Consider the following 17,066-nt stretch of genomic DNA (forward strand, 5'->3'; position numbering starts at 1 on the left):
GATTAGCGGTCCCCGCGCGGTGGTCTGCTGCGTCGTGCTCATTTAGCGTGTGTCCTATCTGGACTGTTCACTAGGCTGAAGTTGCCGCAAGATGCGCCGGCTCGCTAAACTGGTGGCTTACATTTCCCTTACCGGCGGCTTATTCTTCGTGAACTAGGGTGCTGCGGAGGCGCCCTCGAGAAGGAATGGTCGCTTGCGCTATCTTTTCGAGGATTCCACGCTTGATACCGAAAGACGTGAACTGCATCGCGGGGCTGTCGCGGTGTCGATCACGCCCCAGGTTTTCGACCTGCTCGATTATTTGATCCGGAACAGGCAGCGCGTCGTCAGCAAAGACGACCTCATCAGCGCTGTCTGGAGCGGACGCGTTGTCTCCGATGCGGCGTTGACGACCCGCCTGAATGCCGCGCGAAGCGCGATCGGCGATTCCTGTGAGGAACAGCGCCTGATCAAGACGTTACCACGCAAGGGTTTTCGTTTTATCGGCACGGTCCGCGAGGTGAACCAGCCTCCGGGCGCGGCGGCGACCTTGAGCCGCGATATGGAATTGACGTCAGCTCCCTTTCCAATACCCGAGACGCCCTCGATCGCCGTGTTGCCATTCGAGAACATGAGCGGTGATGCCGAGCAGGAGTATTTTGCCGACGGAATGGTGGAGGAGATCATCACGGCGCTTTCGCGGTTCAAGACACTGTTCGTTATCGCGCGAAATTCGCGTTTCACCTTCAAAGGCAGAGCTGTAGACATCAAAGAGGTCGGGCGCGGGCTCGGCGTGCGCTATGTGCTTGAAGGGTCTGTGCGTAAGGCAGCAGGAAAAGTTCGCATCGCAGGACAATTGATCGATGCAGCTACAGGGGCGCATATCTGGGCGGACAGATACGAACGTGACCTGACAGACGTCTTCGCTCTGCAAGATGAAATCACGCTAGCTGTCGTCTCCGCCATTCAGCCGAAGCTGCTCCAAACGGAGATTGCAATGGCGACGCGGCGGCGACCGGAGAATCTCACCGCCTATGATTTTCACCTCCGGGCCGTGCGCGAGTTCCGTTCGATGACCCGCGAAGGCTTTGCCGAGGCGATAAGGCTGGCTCATCGCGCCTTGGAGCTCGACCCTCGGCTCGGTCTGGCTGCCGGCCTGGCAGGCAACTGTCACGCGCTCAACGTCGCCTTCGGCTTTGCTGTCGATCCTCAATTCGAGCGCCGGGAAGCACTTCGACTTGCTCGCCTGGCGTTGAGCATCGACGACAGTGACGCAGACACGTTAGCATCCGCCAGCTTTATCTCGGCGATCGTGACCGGCCCTGGGCAAACAGAGATCGAAATGGCGAACCGGGCGGTCGCACTTAACCCTAATGCATTCCACACCTTGAGCTGCAAAGGTCATGTCTACAGGATTGCGGGGTTGCCTGAGGAAGCAATCCGCAGCTTTGAACATGCCGTACGCATGAGCCCGGTAGACCCGGTGTTGCACGCGGTGTTTGCCGGGATAGGAATGGCCTTGATTGAACTTGGTCGCTTTGAGGAGGCCGTCCAAGCAGGAAAGAAGGCCCTACGTCAGAATCCCTCCTATTCATCGACTTACCGCTGCCTCGCGTCCGCATACGCCCATCTCGGACGGAATCCGGAGTCACGCGAAGCGGCGGCACATCTCCTTGAACTCGACGCTGCTTTTAACATATCAGGGTGGATAGCCCGAGGCGGGCAATCGAACGCGAAGCTGCTGATCGAGGGGCTCCGGAAATCGGGGTTACCCGAATAGCAATCCGATTTTGACGAGACGATGCGCCAGCGGCGCTGCAAGCGCCGCGCTTGAGTCCGGTTATGGTCCGTCTGCAAAGTTGCACCTCGTCAGGCGGATGTCCGCTCATCGCGGCAGAATGGACTAGATTTGCTCAACCTGAGTTCTTCGCATTTTGACCCAAAGCTGAAATACGTAGCAACGCGGCGTACTCGATGTGCCTCCTATCGGCCAACGGCTGCCTTCGAATCTGCTTTAGAAGGATGATCCAAGCAGGAGAATTAGGCGCCTTAGCCGGAGCTGCTCTACACTTCGTTCCTGCTGCACGCTTTCGTACAAGGAACTTGCCCCGCGGTCGAAGTCCTAACCGTCAATCCTGCGAAGTCTGATGGTCGGGTGTGCCCGCTCCACGACTGGGGGCGATTTCCAGCCCCGCCCCATTCAGCGCCTCAACAATCAACTTACCCAGCAGTTTAGCTTCCTCACTCGCGATCCGAATGGTGGAATGATCTTTGAAAAACTCGCAAACCGTTGTTGCGATCATGGCGTTGACTTGGTGCGTGTCATGCATTGGATGCACCCAAAAACGTTGGCTCTGCAGGCTCGTGATTTGATATGCAAGGTAAAAAAGCGGCAAACACTCCTGTGAGCAATACTCCATCCACTAGGTGAACTTTAGGCGGATCGAGTCACTGAACGGCAACTACGTCTTTCGCCGCAGCTTCACATTTTTCAACTTCCCTTGCCTTTTCCAGCTCAACTTGCTTCCGGATGGCGGTCAGGGAGTTGCCGATCTTCCGGACGATTCTGGCTAGGTCAACCTGTGATATGTTGAGCCGCCTCCTAGCGGATCTCACCTGCGCTCCGTTCGCTAGATCGAGCGTTGTGCGGATCGAATGTCGCAGTCTCGAACGCAGCATCTAACTGACTCCCAACCTTGCCCCGGGCATATTCAAGCCCGCTAGTCACAAGCACGTAGAACGCGCAGCGAGATGGACCAGTCGCGATCTTGCAATGGCGCCCAAAAGCTGTGCTCGTGGATGTCCGCTGTCCGATCAAATGAATGATGTCCTTCTTTACCAGCGAAGGTGGTGCCTCCAGCCGTAGTGGTGGCCACGGCCTCTGCCCCAGCCGTAGTGATGCCCACGACCCCCGCGGCGGCTCCAGCGATGACCTCCGCCGTGACCGTGGCCCCCTTTGACTTGCATCGCGCTCGATTCAACGGCGCCAATCGCATCCGGTGTTGCCGCGGGCATCGCCGAAGCCGAGGGTGTGGCAATCGATGCAACGGCCAACGCGACAAAACGGATAAGCTGACCCACTTCATGTATTCCGTTCTCCAACAGTAGAACCGAGCGCCCGTGGGGCCCCTGATCGTTCCAGATCCTCTAATGGGAAAGATGGGAAAAAGTTGCAATGAAAGGCAGGCTCGGGAAGAACTCTCCTGCGGGGCTATGGATCAGCCATCACGTCCGAGCCTAACGTCCGATGTGGCCGCCGATCGGGGTGGCACACACCTCGCCGCCCGGAGTTCTAAGGAGAGGTCCAACATTCGTCAAAACCAGAGCTGGCTTTGATTGCGACCACGACTGGGCTTCTTTAGCGAACAGGTACCAGACGGTGTGTTGGCCGAGCGGCAACCCGGCCATTGGATCGCCTGAGTGCCGGCAATCCGAGTTCACCGCCGCAGTAAGACGCTTTGGGTTTGCGGCAGCTGCGCGTGTTGTACATGGGCGCTGTTTATTCTCCCCCTCAAGTGGCTCTGACGGAAACGGCCGGAGTCACAGCGCTCGCTCGACCACCGAAGAATGCAGCCAGCGCGCCCAGAAGGAGGGCAAGGGCACCGAACAATGCGCCCTGCGATACACGCTTCGCCGCGGTGTCGGCAGCCTGCTTTGCCTGCTCTTTGGTCTTCGCTGCCGTCTCCTTGTACTGCTGCTGATACTGAGCGATCTGCCCTTTCGCCTCGTCTTGAGAAATGTTCTGCGCTTTGGCCAAGGCGTCCGCCGCCTTATCGTTCGCAGCAGCCTGTTGCGCTGGGTCGCCATTTAGTGCCGCTCGAACAGCTGTCATTGCGGCGTCGCGAAGTGCTGCAGGATCCTGGCCGCCGGACGCGCTCCGTACTTTGCTTTCGATGGCTGCCATCGGATCGGCAACGTTATTCAGAGAGGGCGATGCGGTCTGAACCGCGGTCTGGACTGTTCCGCCAAGGGCCTTGCCTGCTCCACCAAGAGCCGAGGACGCCGTGCTGACAGCGCCACCGATCATGCCGGAGGCAGCGGACGAGAGAAGATAGACGACAGTGAGAGTCGAGACCGCCCAAGAAATTAGACCGTGATAAGCTGTCGTCGATTGCGAGGCTTTGCCGGAAAGCCTGCCAGCAATGTACCCGCCGAGCGCAGCAGCGACTATTCCCGAGACGACAAACCAAATCCCAGCACCGACCGACATTGAGCCCGCGCTAGGCGCGTCGCCTTGAGCGATATCCATCGTCGATAGACCTACGCCCAGCCCGACCATATTGAGGATAACCTGCATGACTAGCCCGATTACGGCCCCTGCGAAAACAGCTCCCCAAGCCACCTGATTCAGCATGATCGTCCGTATGTCGTCGGCAGGAGCCACTTCACTCCTCTGCGGAGGAGATCGATGATTCTGGCGAGGCGCTTCGGTCGGGTAAGCCATGGTGTCCATACCTAGGAATGAGAGGTTCAAGCGCTAAGCCGGCGTTTCATCATGACGTTCCTAATTTAAGCCGCGAAATTTTCCCGCCACCTTAGTAAGCGATACAACGCGTTTTGCATGCTGGCGTGCATAGGGTTCTGAAGCCGACGAATTACCGTAACGAGAAAGCAAAGTGTCGGCCGTATTGGCCCCGAGCAACACGGGTGCAAACCAACGCCTCACACGCCACCTTTGTGATCGCACCACTTATGCCCGAGTGCAGTGAAGGCTCTGTGCGCGACTACTGTGTGCCAAAAATTTAAGAACGATGCGCCGGAGCTCGCGTTGAGCGCACGTCCATAAAGGAGGCAATCATGCAAGGACAATGCGTAGTAGCAGTATACAGCTCCCGCAACAATGCGGAGCAAGCGTATCGTGCTGTGGTCGGTTCAGGAGTTCCAGCAGACCATGTTAGGCTGAGCAATCAGGAGCCTTCGCAGGCAACAAGCACTGAACGAATGAACGCCAGCTCTGGTGAAGAGAGCATCTGGGACTGGCTGTTTGGAAGTGATGTGCCGGAGGCCGACCGTCGTGTTTACGAGGGCCATATGGCAAAAGGTGGTGCGGCCTTGTCAGTGTTGGTGGACTCTCCTTCGATGGCTGACCTCGACCGTATCGAAGGGATGCTACAGCAGTACAGTCCTGTGGAGATCCACGAAGAAAATAGCGATAGCTCCACGGCAGTCGGAAGCGGCCTACCAGGAAGCGCGACGGGACAAACAGGATATGGTGCTCAAGACGCAGAACGCGAGAAAGTCATACCTCTACCCGAAGAAGAACTGAAGGTCGGCAAGCGAGCCACTGAGACGGTCAAGCATATACGAACTTACGTGGTCGAGGAGCCCGTGCAAAAGGACGTGCGGCTGCGCGATGAACGGACGGTCATCGGGCGCCGTCCAGCCACGGGAGCTCCGACAGGGCAGCCGACCGAACGCGAATACGAAGTTCGAGAAATGCATGAGGAGCCCGTGGTCCAAAAAGACGTTCGAGCCGGGGAAGAACTGGTCGTTAGCAAAGAAGCGACCGAGCGTACCGAAAGGATCGCGGATACGGTGAAGAAGACCAAAGCCGACATCGACAAATCTGGACGTTAGGTTCCGCCTCCCTGGCTGCACGCGAGTCATGTTTTGGCAGCAACGCGTGGGGGCGGCAGCAGTCCCGCCCTCACTTCCTCCAAACATTTTTGAACCGCGGGGGGAAAGTGCCGTGTCTTAACGATGCGCTGAATGTTTTTGCGGCCGAGATAGGCGCAAAGCTCGCGAGTCGTTCCCTTACCCGCTTCTCAATACTTTAGCAGTGGGGGCGGCGTCGGCTGACATCTCTTAGCGAAGATTATCCGCTGCCGCTGGTGGCCCGTTGCTCACCTTCGCGCAATGTCTGCTTTCCGGAGATGGGCCGACCAAGGTGAAGAAGCCTGCCAAGAGCCGCTTCTGACCCAAGGCGGATCAGCTTCACCACCTACCCGCGATTCCTAGACGGGGCTTCTGACCCACGAGAGCTTTCGTGCGGTGCAGCGGACGCCTCGTTCCCCTGAACGCGGCCACAGCTGCCGGACGGGCAATAGGAACTAAGACGACGGGAATGCAATTCTCCATGGAAGCGCTTCCCTTTGTTGTAGGCGTCGATTTTCTGGAGCGCGTTCAGGAACCCATTCAAAGAATTCCACGGGAGGCGCCAATGTCTGACGTCGTAGCAACGTCGCCGATGCAGTATCTTGACAGAGCCACCCGAGCTTTGCAGGCAATTGGAATTGCGCCGCCTCAGGCTATAGAGGCTCCGATTGCCGGGTTGCTGGAGAAAATCTCCGCTCTCGATGAGGATCGGATCGTGATCATCGCGCGCACTCTGGGCCAGACCAGCGTCTTCAACGAGGTCGTCCGCGAGCAGGTCCAGGCGATGGAGATTGGTGACCGTTACCGTCAGATCACCGAGTCCTTCAATTCCATTCGCGACGACACCAAGAAAATGGTCGACCAGCTGGAAGACCAGAAGATCGATCTTTTCGAACGCATCAACAACGTTTGGATGAAGCTGTCTCGCGGCGATGTCGCCGATCGCTTCGACGAGATCAGGCAAGTTTATCTTGACGTCACACGCTCAACGAAAGACCAGATCCAGCGCGAGCAGGTCATCCTCGACGCCTACCGCGACTTCCGCGGCGCGCTCAAGCATGCCGAGGTCATGGCGCTGGAGGTGCTCAAGATCGCCCAGCAGGGGCTGGAGGGCGCTCAAGCCCAGTTGCAGAAGGCGTCTGATGCCGTGGCCAACTTCACAGGACAGGAGGTCTCTGAACGCGCACGGCTCGAACTCGCCCGTGACGAGCAACTCCGGCGCACCCAGGACGAGGAGAAACGCTACCAGATCGCCAAGGACCTCTCGGACAACCTGACGATTGGCTACAACACGTCTGAGGTGGTCATGGCGCGACTGATGCAGATGACCAACGCCAAGGAGCGCGTCTACGCGCAAGCCGTGACCTTCTTCTCGACCAACGATTCCGTCTTCACGGCTTTGAAAGCCTCGTTCACGGGCATGTTCGGCCTCAATGAGTCGACCCAGACCCTGAATGAAATGAAAGAGGGCGTGTCCCGCAGTCTCGAAGTGCTCGCCGAAATTGGCGATCAGGTCGGAGAAGCGGCAATCAAGGCGGGCTACGGCCCGACGATCCGCGCGGATGCGGTCAAGAAGCTCGTAGACTCCGTGATCACGTTTCAGGAGCGCTCGCAGGAGATCATTGGGGAAATGCGACAGCTTGCGACTCGGAACTCGGCCGAAATCCGTGACGCGGTCGAAGAAGGCAAGCGCCGCATCGCACGCCTCGTAGCGGAAGGACAGGCATTGCCGGCCAATGGCTGATCAAGCTGCATCGATCGGGCGGGAGCCCTTGAAGGCTCCGTCGAGCCTCAATGACGTGATGCTCGCGATGGACGTCGTCGACACGCTGCGTCACCAGGAGAATCTCGTCGGTCGAGAGCTGGGCGAAGAGCAGCGGGACGCCCAGCTCCTGAAGCGATTGCGCGAGATCTATCACGGACAGGGTATCGAAGTGCCCGACCGTATTCTGGTCGAGGGTGTGCAGGCCCTCAAGGAGCAGCGCTTCGTCTACACCCCGCCTCCAGCCAGCTTCTCCCGCACGATCGCGCTCTCCTGGGTCAATCGTGGCCGCATCGGTCGCCGTGTACTGTCTCTCCTGGCGCTGCTGGCGTTCGGCTGGGGCGCCTACCATTTCGGCGTAGTCGAGCCGGCACAACGACGGGCAGCGCAGGAGCAGGCCCAAGCGGAGCGTACCAGGGTCGATCTGGCCGAGAAACTGCCGGCGGCCCTGGAGCAGAAGCATGAGGATCTCCTGCGGGAAGCGAAGGTGCCGGCAGCACGGGAAAGGGCCGACGGCCTTCTTGCGGACGGAAAAGCCGCCATTGCCCGCGGCGACGCCGATGGAGCACGCAAGGCCGCCAACGATCTCGACATGCTGCGCACGGAGCTGCGCCGGGAATATGTTCTGCGTATCGTTTCGCGACCAGGCGATGCGACCGGCGTCTGGCGCATACCGCAACGCAGTCCGACTAGCCGAAATTACTATTTGATCGTTGAACCGGTCACGCCCGACGGGCGCGTTCTCAAGCTCCCGGTGACGAGCGAAGAGGACGGCCGCACTGTGGAGGTCTCAAAGTGGGGCGTGCGTGTGAGCGAGGCGACGGCCATGCAGGTGCAGCGGGACAAGAACGACGACGGAATCGTGCAGCAGAATAATCTTGGCGAGAAGCGCCGCGGCCAACTCGACGTGGATTACAAGTTGCCGGTTCTCGGCGGGGCGATCACGCAATGGTAAGGCAATGATATCCGGAAGACAGGCGCTTGCCGAGATCGAACAGTTCATTCAGAAGGCCCGCCAGCAGGAGGCGCAGGTTGAGCGGGCATATGCGAAGGCGACTGAGGACGTGGGCCGCCTCCGACTCCAGCGCACGGAAGCGTTCCGCGAACTCGCACGGCTGAAGCTCGACGCAATCAGACAGAACCAAGTCGTCGGCGAACTGGATAGCGCGGAGCGCGAGGCCATCAGCCTGCTCCAGAGCCGACAGCAAGCCTTGCAGCGCTTGACCGAGCGGCGGCACCAAGCCGAGCAACGGGTGCGGCAAGCGGAGGCCGAGCGGCAGGCTGCCTTGGATGATCTGCAACGGGCCCTGGCCGACGCCGAGACGATTCGTAGGAGCGTCGAGGCCAAGATCAGCATCAACGCCGAGTGGATTTCTGTGCGGGCGCGAGTTGACGAGATCACCGGACAAGCCCAGCAAGCCGAGAAGAAGGCTATACAGGCGGAAGCCGACCGGGAGGAGAAGCGCCGTCCCTACGAATCCGATCCTCTTTTCATGTACCTGTGGAGCCGGAAGTTCGGGACCGCCGCCTACAAGGCGAACCCGTTCACCCGCTACATGGACCGCCTGGTGGACGGCGTAGTCCGGTATGACAAGGCGCGACCTAATTACGCTCTTCTTAACGAAATCCCTGAGCGGCTACGCGACCATTCCAGGAGGATTATCGAGAAGCTGCAAGAAGAACGATTTAACCTGAAGGCCTTGGAGCGCAAGGCGCTCGTAGAAGCAGGCTCCGAGGGCGCTGAAGCTAAAGTCGCAAAGGCACGCGACTTGGTCACCCACCGCGAAGCCCAGCTTGCCAAAGCGCGGGAGGCTCTCGCTACTCAGGACCGAACTTATGATGCATCGATCCTCGAGGGGGATGCTCCCTACCGTGATGCGGTCGAGCTGCTGGCAACCGCCGACCAGCGCGAAGACCTGCACAAACTCTACGAGGAGGCTACTCGCACGCCCACCCCCAAGGACGAGGAGATCGTCCGGCGGATTCAGTCTACAGACAAGTTGATGAACTCAGCGCTTCGCCAGGCGGTAGAGACTCACAAGAAGCTCAAGGAGCTTGCTCAGCGCCGCGCGACAGTCGAACAACAATGGGAGCAACTAAGGCATCAAGGCTACGACACGCCTTACGGTACGTTCGGCAACGAGGCATCGCTCGGAAACGTGCTTGGAGGCATCCTGACCGGCGCCGTTGGAGGTGCGATACTGGGCCAGGTTCTACGTGATGGCTTCCATCATGGGCCAAGCCCATGGGACTCGGGCTTTGGCGGAGGGTTGCCGATCCCGCCCCCGGATGGTTTTGAGACCGGAGGGTCCTTTGGGGACGGCGACTTCAGGACGGGCGGATCATTCTGATCCCGTTTGAAGGCGGAAGAACGGAGGCGGATACTCGCTGCGGCGGCGGCACCGAGCCGCAACCCAATCATGAGGCGGGGGCCAGGTTGGCTCTGTTGGCAACCGTTCATCTTCACATGTCCACAAATGGCCGATTTTTGAAAAGGGCCCCTTAAGGCAGGCCTCCGAGATTCGGAACGACCTCAGATCGCAGCGGAGAGAAACGCTAAAGTGGTTCCGCTCGCTCCTTTATTGGTGCAGGCGCTGGGTGACGCAATGTCCGCAAGTGATGCTGTGGACGGCTCCTCCACCGGCACGAGAGTGCCAAGGAGTGGGTGCTGTTTTGAGGCTCCCACGATTCGGAGGAGCAGCCTATGCAGTCAATTTCGACGATTGGTCTTGATATTGCGAAGTCGGTCTTCCAAGTGCACGGCGTTGATGCAGCCGGCCAAGTGGTCGTACGCCGTCAGTTGAGGCGCCGCCACGTCTTGGCGTTTTTCCAGAAGTTGCCGCCATGCCTGGTGGGGATCGAGGCTTGCGCATCATCGCACTATTGGTCGCGCGAGCTGCAGGCGTTGGGGCACACGGTTCGATTGATGCCTCCGGCCTATGTGAAGCCCTACGTCAAGCGGCAGAAGAACGACGCGATGGACGCGGAGGCGATCTGTGAAGCGGTCACGCGACCCAACATGCGATTTGTGCCGACCAAGACAGTCGAGCAGCAGAGCTGCCTGATGCTGCATCGAGGGCGCCATCTTTTCATCCGTCAACAGACAGCAGTGATCAACTCGATCCGTGCCTATCTTGCCGAGTTCGGGATCGTTGCCCCTGTCGGGCGCCGAGGTGTCGAGCAATTGCTGGAAGTTGTCGCTGATCCAGCCGACGATCGTCTGCCCGAGGTGGCCCGAGCATGTCTTACTGCTCTCGGTGGTCAATTGCGCGCCCTGAAAGTTCAGATCGTTGAGTTTGACCGCCGCATCATCGCCTGGCATCGTTCAAATGCGACGAGCAAACGGCTGGATGCGATCCCGGGCGTCGGGCCGGCGCTGGCAACAGCGCTGGTTGCCAGTATTGCTGATCCCAAGGCCTTTCGATCGGGGCGGGACTTCTCAGCGTGGGTCGGGCTCGTACCAAAGCAGAACTCGAGCGGGGGCAAGGACAAGCTCGGCAGCATCAGTAAGCAAGGCGACCGTTATTTGCGCAGCCTGTTCACGGCTGGCGCACTCGCCGTGATCCGCTATGCCAAGATCCATGGTACTGGCCACCGGCCTTGGCTCACTGGACTGCTGGCGCGGCGGCCGACCAAGGTTGCCGCCATTGCGCTCGCCAATAAGCTCGCCAGGATGGCTTGGGCAATGATGGCCAGGAACGAACGCTATCAGGAGCCGGCCGCGCTGGCGCGCCTAAACGAGATCGCGCCGACATCGCCGGCGTGACGTAACGGTTGGGAGGCGAACAGCACGTAATGCAGTGCCGGTCGATCCGGCGATCAGGACAACCCACACGGGCCAGGGCATCATCGAATGCGTGCTGTTGACCGGGACCTGATCCGCGGAGGGCATTATGGCCAGCGGTCACGTGTACCGCGCGAAAAGGCCGAACACATGGCTGCTCCGACCAATACTGCGACGTGAAGATTCTTCTTGCCAACCCGGAGCCGTCCACACATGGCCCGTTGCTGACCTTCGCCCAGCCTGCCAAGAGCACCTGTGACCCATTTGAGACCCTCCACTGGACGCTGAAAATGTCCGCTCGGCGCGGCCGACCGGAAGTCAAAGCCGCGGGATGACGCAATCAACCCAAAGCGGCCTCGGCGCTGGCCGATTTGGCGTTCCGGAGCGGACCCAGTACAGCTCCACAAATCAGCAGATTCGGCCCGATGAGTTCGAACTAAATCGAACCATTCTTCGTGACCTGCAAGCGACGAACGTAATACCCTTGCCGCTGAACGGTTGACCTAATCTCGTCGCTTACCAACGCGCCGTTCCTCCACCCCTGAAAGGCAGCGGCCCAGAGTTCGGGCCGGCATCAAGTACGCAGTCCAGCAAGGCTGACTCAAGCGTCACGAAAGCGGGACCTATATGGCTGACGCCGAAGAGCCCAAATGTGCTTCCGAATTTGCGAGGTAAGGTACCGAGCCCCTTTGCTGCCGACGAGGCTTGGCTCATTAAGCTATCCGAATTCTCAAATACTAACCGGAGATGACTCTGCGAGGCCTCGCCCAGACCTCAACAGAAGGATGTGCACCTAAAAGCTTCTTGGCTCGAACCTCGGCATCGTCGTCCGTGGACAATCAAAGTCGTAGACTGCGCGAGCAACGCGCCCTGAACAGAGCGATAGACCGGCGAGCGCGAAAGATTTGGGCTCAGTTTAGGCGCTTTTTCCTGCCTCGATCAGCCTCGAACTTTCGGCGATCGGACTCATTTGCCGATGGCGCCTTCGCGCGCAGCGCCGGGCCCGAGTGCACAGGTTAAAACTGTGCTAAACAACGAAACTCAGCACCCTCGTCAAGGGTTCATATGGAGCACCAAATGGCTTCCACGCGGGACGACAGCGTCGCGGAACGGCAGATCGCGGAGGAGCTTTCGCACCTGGCGCGCAAAGCGGAAGACGGTCCCTCGGTCCAGCCGACCATGGAGACGTCTCGGGCACCGGCAACGAACCATCTATCGACGAAACAGCCCCCCGTGGCTTTCGTCTGCTCTCTGTTGGCTGTATCCTTTGCTGCTTGGTGGTGGTGGTCGTCCTCCGCTCAACCGGCGATGAGAGCCCCTTCGGATTCTGCACCTCTGACGCGGGGCCCCCGAGAAGCTGCGGCGCCGAAAGACGCTGCGCCGTCTGCAATCGCTCTGGTTTCCGACTTGACGCAGCAGCTGCAGTCGATGACGCGCGATCTCGCTGGCTTGAGGCAAGCAGTCGAACAGCTTAACGTGACGCAAGAGAAATTGGTCCACGACAATGAAAATGTCGCGCGCCAACTCAAGACAGGCCGGGAAGAACTCGCACGTAACAACCGTGTCATCGACGACGTCAAAGGGATCCAGATCCAGATGGCACGCGAAAGTCAAACGCTCACCGATCGCCTCAACGCAAACCAGGAGCAACTCGCCCGCGCCACGGCCAACGCCTCGGCGCCAAAGGAGATGATGCCTGAAGTTACGAACGCGATCCCAGAAAAGCCAAAGGTCATGCAGGAAGTACCATTGCCACGTCCGCGGCAGTCGGCCAATGTTGCCCAGCCGCCGAAGCCGGCGCCAATTGCCAGGCCGCAAGCTATAAAACCGCAACCGTCATTCGCGTGGCCTTGGTCGCGCTAAGCCGCGACCGACCTGCTCCTACGGCTATGGAGTCGGGCGCCGTTTGACTGCGGCTCCTATTCAGACTTTCGGATCTGGCCCGCTGTCGCCTCGCGGTGCCTTTCGCTACGCTCGACTAGCTGACCCATGAGGCCCAACCTTCGAATGTAATACCCCTGTTGCTGAACGATTAACTTAATCTCGTCGCTTTCCTTTGAGAATTCACCTTCTGCTCTTGGGCCCACTTGCTTGCGGAGTAACCGCCAGGTACCGCGGAGCCTGAGATTAGAACGAGCAAGTCGCGCGTTCCATTGCGATAGACATCAAACATTGTCGGCCCTCGCTAACTGTCCAAGTAAACACGAAGTATGTTTCCGGCCATTCTGTTCGACCAGCTTACCAGCTCGAACGGCTATGGGGGATTGCAATTGTGCAGCGCTTCGCGACCCGATTCTTGACGCATCAAGCTCCGAGGCGCCCTCACTAGTGAGATCCTTCGTCAAGTCAATCGAGATCAATCGTGGCTCGTGGCAGTGGCTCGGGGATGCCGCGATGCCATGTGTCTTGAGCTTGAAGGTATCGTGGACCAACTGAACTCACGTTCGGCTCTGCGGCGCCGTCAATTAGATGGAGGGCGCTCGCCTTCTTGACGGCTGAGCGAAGTCAGCGAATACCGGCCTGAAATTGTCGCCGCTTCGCCGAATCTCGATATCACCCTGAATTTTCTAGCGTAAAACCCCGAGCTGGCGCTGGGTGGATTTGCGCGGAACATTACTTTCGCCGAGCGCGTGTGCTCAATTTTGCAAGCTCGGCTAACTGCACGAATTGGGCAGAAGATGCCCGGCTTCATCATGGGCTCCGACCTCAAGCTGTTTGAAGTATTCAGAAAGGAGCTGAACGCGCTCGGCTATGTCGAGGGCAAGAACCTGATCATCGACAAGCGGCAGGCTGAGGGAAGAAACTACCGCTTGCCCGCGTTGGTCAGCGAGCTCATCGCACTCCATCCCGATGTGCTTGTTACCGTGGCGAGGGCGGCGATTGCCGCCGCACCGAGCAACATCGACCATCCCCATTGTGATGACCCTGCGACTGATCCGATCGGGTCCGGCTTTGTGAAAAGCTTCGCTCGTCCTGGAGGCAATATAATCGGCTTAGCGAACATGTACGGCGACACCACTACCCAGATCGTTGACGTGATCAGCACCATTCTTCCATCTGCCAGAAAGATCGCGATCTTGATGTCGTCAAATCCCACCCACCCACGACTTTATGAGGGTATCACACGCGGCCGCGCATACTGTTGGACTCCCATTGTTGCGGAGACTCCAGCCGGCCTGGAGCGCGCGTTTCAGGTTATATGGAAGGAACGGTGCGATGCACTGTTCGTCCTAGCCGATCCAATTCGGCTGAAAATTGTCGATCTGGCCAACGCAGCTCCGATCCCCAATCTATCAGATCAGCGAGTTTGTTGAAGCGGGTGCGCTGCCAAGTTACGGTCCCAGCCTATCGATCATATTTCCGGCGCTCGGCGCAGTATGTGGATAGAATATTCAAAGGCGCCGTTCCCGCTGAAATGCCCAGTCGAACAACCGACCATGTCTGAACTGGTGCTTAACCTCAAGACTGCAAAGTTGCTGAACTTGTCCAGACCAGAAGCGGTCCTCCTTCAAGCTGATAGGCTTATCAATGAGCTTCGATTATTTCGGCAATTGGCCCATCGCTGCCCAGCGGAATGCTCGTTGGGGCGTCAGCTGTCGGCTGTGGAGCGGAAACTGATTGCAGCGGTCTGCATCGCCGATTTTGACCCATCACCGACATTGTCGTGCCCTGTGGCGATAGTCGTGGTATTGGATTATCCAAACAGACCAACGACAAGTTGCAGAAGGATTTCTGACCAAGCAGACAACGAGAGGAGACGGTGCTGATTGAACTGAATTGGTTCTGGACTGCGTGCGTGCCATTCTCGATTTTCGAAATGGCGCCTCAAATTGAGAAGCGCGACTGGTTCTCATTGCGATCCTTGTTTGGATCGCCTGCTGGCAGGATACGCCTGTATCTCGTGGGCGGTTGTCCGCGTCATGAGTTAAAAAATCGCATCTGCAATATCAAATGATACAACGCCACACCTAAATTCAGCGCAGTCTGTCGTCATCACCGAACAGCCCGTGGTATTTATCGGTGATGAGACCGCCGGTAGCGCTCCCGCCCTTCTCAAACAATGGGGGCGGCAACATGCCGATCACTCGCCTAATTTCGGACAATCTTACGCCAGAGCAACGTCACGTTATTGAACTGGCCTTCAATCTCACCTTGCGCAAGTTGAATTTGGTGGATCGCAGCGATCCGGTCTGCGAGATCGTTGCGCAGAGAGTCGTTGAGATCGGCACGTCCGGTCCCTTGAACGCCCTCGCCATTGCCGAGATTGCGTCTAAACAGATGGACCCGCGGTAAGGCGGCCCCACGGCGAGGGTTACATTTCAGAGCAGGAAGAGTGGCCGAGAGCTGCCGTTTGACCGTTGGCTTTCTTCTCGAGTTCATCAATTCGGTCGAGTGTGTTGCTTAGGAGCTCGCCTAACACCAGCAGTGTTGAGTAGAGCTGCTGCGACATACCTGGCGTCGCAGCATGTATCACTCGCTTTATTTCCTCTCGCATTGCCATGGTTGTGCCCGCACTGCCCTTCGTGATCGGAGCTAAGACAGACGCGACTTCATCGGCTCTGGAACTAAGGCGCACGTCGAAGTCACTAGCGGCGATCCTGCTCAGTCCGGTTGGCAGTCGCTAGTTTTTCCCTGATGTACTGCTTTAGATCACCAACCTCTTTCTCAATGGCCGCTCGCGTGATGTTTTGGTTCTTGGCGCCTCTAACGAGGCGGTCAACCAATACGTCCACACTTTGTGAAGCGCCCGGCGTCCCGTATTGCCCCGCGGCGTGAACGCTGTTCTCAATCCAAAAATCAATGTACTCGCGTGCCGTCGTAAGCATGTGAAGTCTCTGCCAGCATCGAATTGAGCTTCGCCTGGAGCGTAACTAGATGCAGGGCTCGGGGCAAGGTGGCACCCCGCACAGCGTCCCAGGCTTTGCTATCAGACGTTCCGGTTGCGGCCTGTACCTTCAGCTTCACGGGCAGCAGCCAATTTCCGGCCTCGACGGCCTAGTTCGTTTTCGTAGTGGCCTGTTTTGCCTTTCGGGCGCATAAACGGACATGTCCGATTCTCATTACCGAACCTGTCGGTGTGGCGCGGTCTATAGCCGAACTGAGGCGATGGCCCCGGGCCGGCAGATCGCCAGCTTCGAGTGCTCGGTTTGCGGCGCGACCATGGAATCATGGAACACCGCTTGCGTGCCCACGTACAGGTTGATTGCCGGCCCCGTCCGACTTCCTCGACCCAGCTAGTTATTGCAACTCTCGGCATGTCCCCGGATTAGCCATTGATGGCAGAGTCGTTCGGCAATTCGTTCACTATCGTTGAGGTGACCTCAGACGACTCGCCCCAGCCAACGAGGCAGATGTGGCTGGCCCTAGCCAAGCCCAGTCAGGCGTTGACGCTGGTTCTCGCTGCCGTTCCCGAAGGCTGGACAGCGGAAGTTGTGACGGCGGTTCTCACTGAAAAGCAGCAAAGGATGTTCGAGGAACTCAACCTCGAACCCGGCGATGTTTACAGGATCGCTCCAGATTAAGGCATCCTCGGAGGGGGGCAACGTCTGCTATTTACCTAGGCCGAACATGGCACAACCGGGTTCCCTTTTCGGCCGCCTTCCTACATAATTCGGCATGGCGAAAATAAAAGTGAACTTCAAACCAGTTCGTAAATCCGAGGGCGACTGGGCTATCATCGCCGAGTACCCGGGCGCAGAAGCGCGAGAGATTACGGGCTTCACGAGCAAAGCCGATATTGACGATTGGATGAACGGAGAGCGTCGGATCGCTTGGCTCCGATCACAGGGTTACGCGAAGTGACTCGATGACCCCTTCAGGTGCGAGTCCGGTGCTTTTGGCGTGGCTGAAGGTCCGGACTCACTGGTACTATTCCAGCTCCTCAACCAAGGCGCCATTCTCGCGGAGATCAGTGAAGATACGAAAGCTGATCTTCCGTAACGACGC

13 protein-coding genes are annotated in these 17,066 nt (G+C 58.5%); 10 read left to right on the plus strand and 3 right to left on the minus strand.

The genetic code is table 11. The annotated features are described in order from the left end of the window. Nucleotides 1–193 precede the first annotated feature (193 nt). Complete coding sequence (locus IVB26_RS41000) at nucleotides 194–1,759, plus strand: winged helix-turn-helix domain-containing tetratricopeptide repeat protein (protein WP_247973544.1); 1,566 nt, start codon at nucleotides 194–196, stop codon at nucleotides 1,757–1,759. Nucleotides 1,760–2,108: 349 nt separating this feature from the next. On the opposite strand, the gene IVB26_RS41005 is transcribed toward IVB26_RS41000, so the two are convergent. Together IVB26_RS41005 and IVB26_RS41010 are read right to left on the minus strand one after the other, a co-directional pair. After that, nucleotides 2,109–2,309: a hypothetical protein gene (locus IVB26_RS41005; RefSeq protein ID WP_247973545.1), complete on the minus strand. Its 201-nt coding sequence runs from the start codon at nucleotides 2,307–2,309 to the stop codon at nucleotides 2,109–2,111. Between the two features lie 1,181 nt (nucleotides 2,310–3,490). Continuing rightward, on the minus strand, nucleotides 3,491–4,432 hold the full coding sequence (locus IVB26_RS41010; protein WP_458309399.1) for a PhnA-like protein: 942 nt from the start codon (nucleotides 4,430–4,432) through the stop codon (nucleotides 3,491–3,493). A gap of 488 nt (nucleotides 4,433–4,920) precedes the next feature. On the opposite strand from IVB26_RS41010, the gene IVB26_RS41015 reads away from it, so the two are divergent. From IVB26_RS41015 to IVB26_RS41055, 8 genes are all read left to right on the plus strand, one after another. Further along, complete coding sequence (locus tag IVB26_RS41015; protein WP_247973546.1) at nucleotides 4,921–5,556, plus strand: YsnF/AvaK domain-containing protein; 636 nt, start codon at nucleotides 4,921–4,923, stop codon at nucleotides 5,554–5,556. 583 nt (nucleotides 5,557–6,139) lie between these two features. Then, a complete protein-coding gene (locus IVB26_RS41020; RefSeq protein ID WP_247973925.1) occupies nucleotides 6,140–7,318 on the plus strand; it encodes a cell surface protein in 1,179 nt (392 codons plus the stop codon). 67 nt (nucleotides 7,319–7,385) lie between these two features. After that, a complete protein-coding gene (locus IVB26_RS41025; protein WP_247973547.1) occupies nucleotides 7,386–8,291 on the plus strand; it encodes a DUF6384 family protein in 906 nt (301 codons plus the stop codon). A gap of 4 nt (nucleotides 8,292–8,295) precedes the next feature. Further along, nucleotides 8,296–9,687, plus strand: coding sequence for a coiled-coil domain-containing protein (locus IVB26_RS41030; RefSeq protein WP_247973548.1), 1,392 nt, complete (start codon nucleotides 8,296–8,298; stop codon nucleotides 9,685–9,687). Between the two features lie 353 nt (nucleotides 9,688–10,040). Beyond that, nucleotides 10,041–11,102, plus strand: a complete 1,062-nt coding sequence (locus IVB26_RS41035; protein WP_247973549.1) for an IS110 family RNA-guided transposase — start codon at nucleotides 10,041–10,043, stop codon at nucleotides 11,100–11,102. Between the two features lie 1,425 nt (nucleotides 11,103–12,527). Next, nucleotides 12,528–12,983, plus strand: coding sequence for a hypothetical protein (locus IVB26_RS41040; protein WP_247973550.1), 456 nt, complete (start codon nucleotides 12,528–12,530; stop codon nucleotides 12,981–12,983). An 815-nt stretch (nucleotides 12,984–13,798) separates the two neighbouring features. Further along, on the plus strand, nucleotides 13,799–14,434 hold the full coding sequence (locus IVB26_RS41050) for an ABC transporter substrate binding protein (RefSeq protein ID WP_247973551.1): 636 nt from the start codon (nucleotides 13,799–13,801) through the stop codon (nucleotides 14,432–14,434). A gap of 760 nt (nucleotides 14,435–15,194) precedes the next feature. After that, a complete protein-coding gene (locus IVB26_RS41055; RefSeq protein ID WP_247973552.1) occupies nucleotides 15,195–15,413 on the plus strand; it encodes a hypothetical protein in 219 nt (72 codons plus the stop codon). Nucleotides 15,414–15,706: 293 nt separating this feature from the next. Here IVB26_RS41055 and IVB26_RS41060 read toward each other — a convergent pair whose 3' ends face one another. Beyond that, nucleotides 15,707–15,946 carry a hypothetical protein gene (locus tag IVB26_RS41060; RefSeq protein WP_247973553.1) on the minus strand — a complete coding sequence of 80 codons (240 nt, stop codon included), beginning with the start codon at nucleotides 15,944–15,946 and terminating at the stop codon, nucleotides 15,707–15,709. A gap of 450 nt (nucleotides 15,947–16,396) precedes the next feature. On the opposite strand from IVB26_RS41060, the gene IVB26_RS41065 reads away from it, so the two are divergent. Beyond that, nucleotides 16,397–16,642: a hypothetical protein gene (locus IVB26_RS41065; RefSeq protein WP_247973554.1), complete on the plus strand. Its 246-nt coding sequence runs from the start codon at nucleotides 16,397–16,399 to the stop codon at nucleotides 16,640–16,642. The last annotated feature ends 424 nt before the right edge of the window (nucleotides 16,643–17,066 follow it).

Source organism: Bradyrhizobium sp. 195 (assembly GCF_023101665.1).
Classification (GTDB): Bacteria; Pseudomonadota; Alphaproteobacteria; order Rhizobiales; family Xanthobacteraceae; genus Bradyrhizobium.

Excerpts from the sequence above, each read along its gene's own strand:
- IVB26_RS41015 (WP_247973546.1), top strand. The coding sequence starts at position 4,921 with ATGAACGCCAGCTCTGGTGAAGAGAGCATCTGGGACTGGCTGTTTGGA.
- IVB26_RS41060 (WP_247973553.1), bottom strand. The coding sequence starts at position 15,946 with ATGCTTACGACGGCACGCGAGTACATTGATTTTTGGATTGAGAACAGC.
- IVB26_RS41050 (WP_247973551.1), top strand. The coding sequence starts at position 13,799 with ATGCCCGGCTTCATCATGGGCTCCGACCTCAAGCTGTTTGAAGTATTC.
- IVB26_RS41025 (WP_247973547.1), top strand. The coding sequence starts at position 7,386 with ATGGACGTCGTCGACACGCTGCGTCACCAGGAGAATCTCGTCGGTCGA.
- IVB26_RS41005 (WP_247973545.1), bottom strand. The coding sequence starts at position 2,309 with ATGCATGACACGCACCAAGTCAACGCCATGATCGCAACAACGGTTTGC.
- IVB26_RS41010 (WP_458309399.1), bottom strand. The coding sequence starts at position 4,432 with ATGGACACCATGGCTTACCCGACCGAAGCGCCTCGCCAGAATCATCGA.
- IVB26_RS41055 (WP_247973552.1), top strand. The coding sequence starts at position 15,195 with ATGCCGATCACTCGCCTAATTTCGGACAATCTTACGCCAGAGCAACGT.
- IVB26_RS41065 (WP_247973554.1), top strand. The coding sequence starts at position 16,397 with ATGGCAGAGTCGTTCGGCAATTCGTTCACTATCGTTGAGGTGACCTCA.
- IVB26_RS41035 (WP_247973549.1), top strand. The coding sequence starts at position 10,041 with ATGCAGTCAATTTCGACGATTGGTCTTGATATTGCGAAGTCGGTCTTC.
- IVB26_RS41030 (WP_247973548.1), top strand. The coding sequence starts at position 8,296 with ATGATATCCGGAAGACAGGCGCTTGCCGAGATCGAACAGTTCATTCAG.
- IVB26_RS41020 (WP_247973925.1), top strand. The coding sequence starts at position 6,140 with ATGTCTGACGTCGTAGCAACGTCGCCGATGCAGTATCTTGACAGAGCC.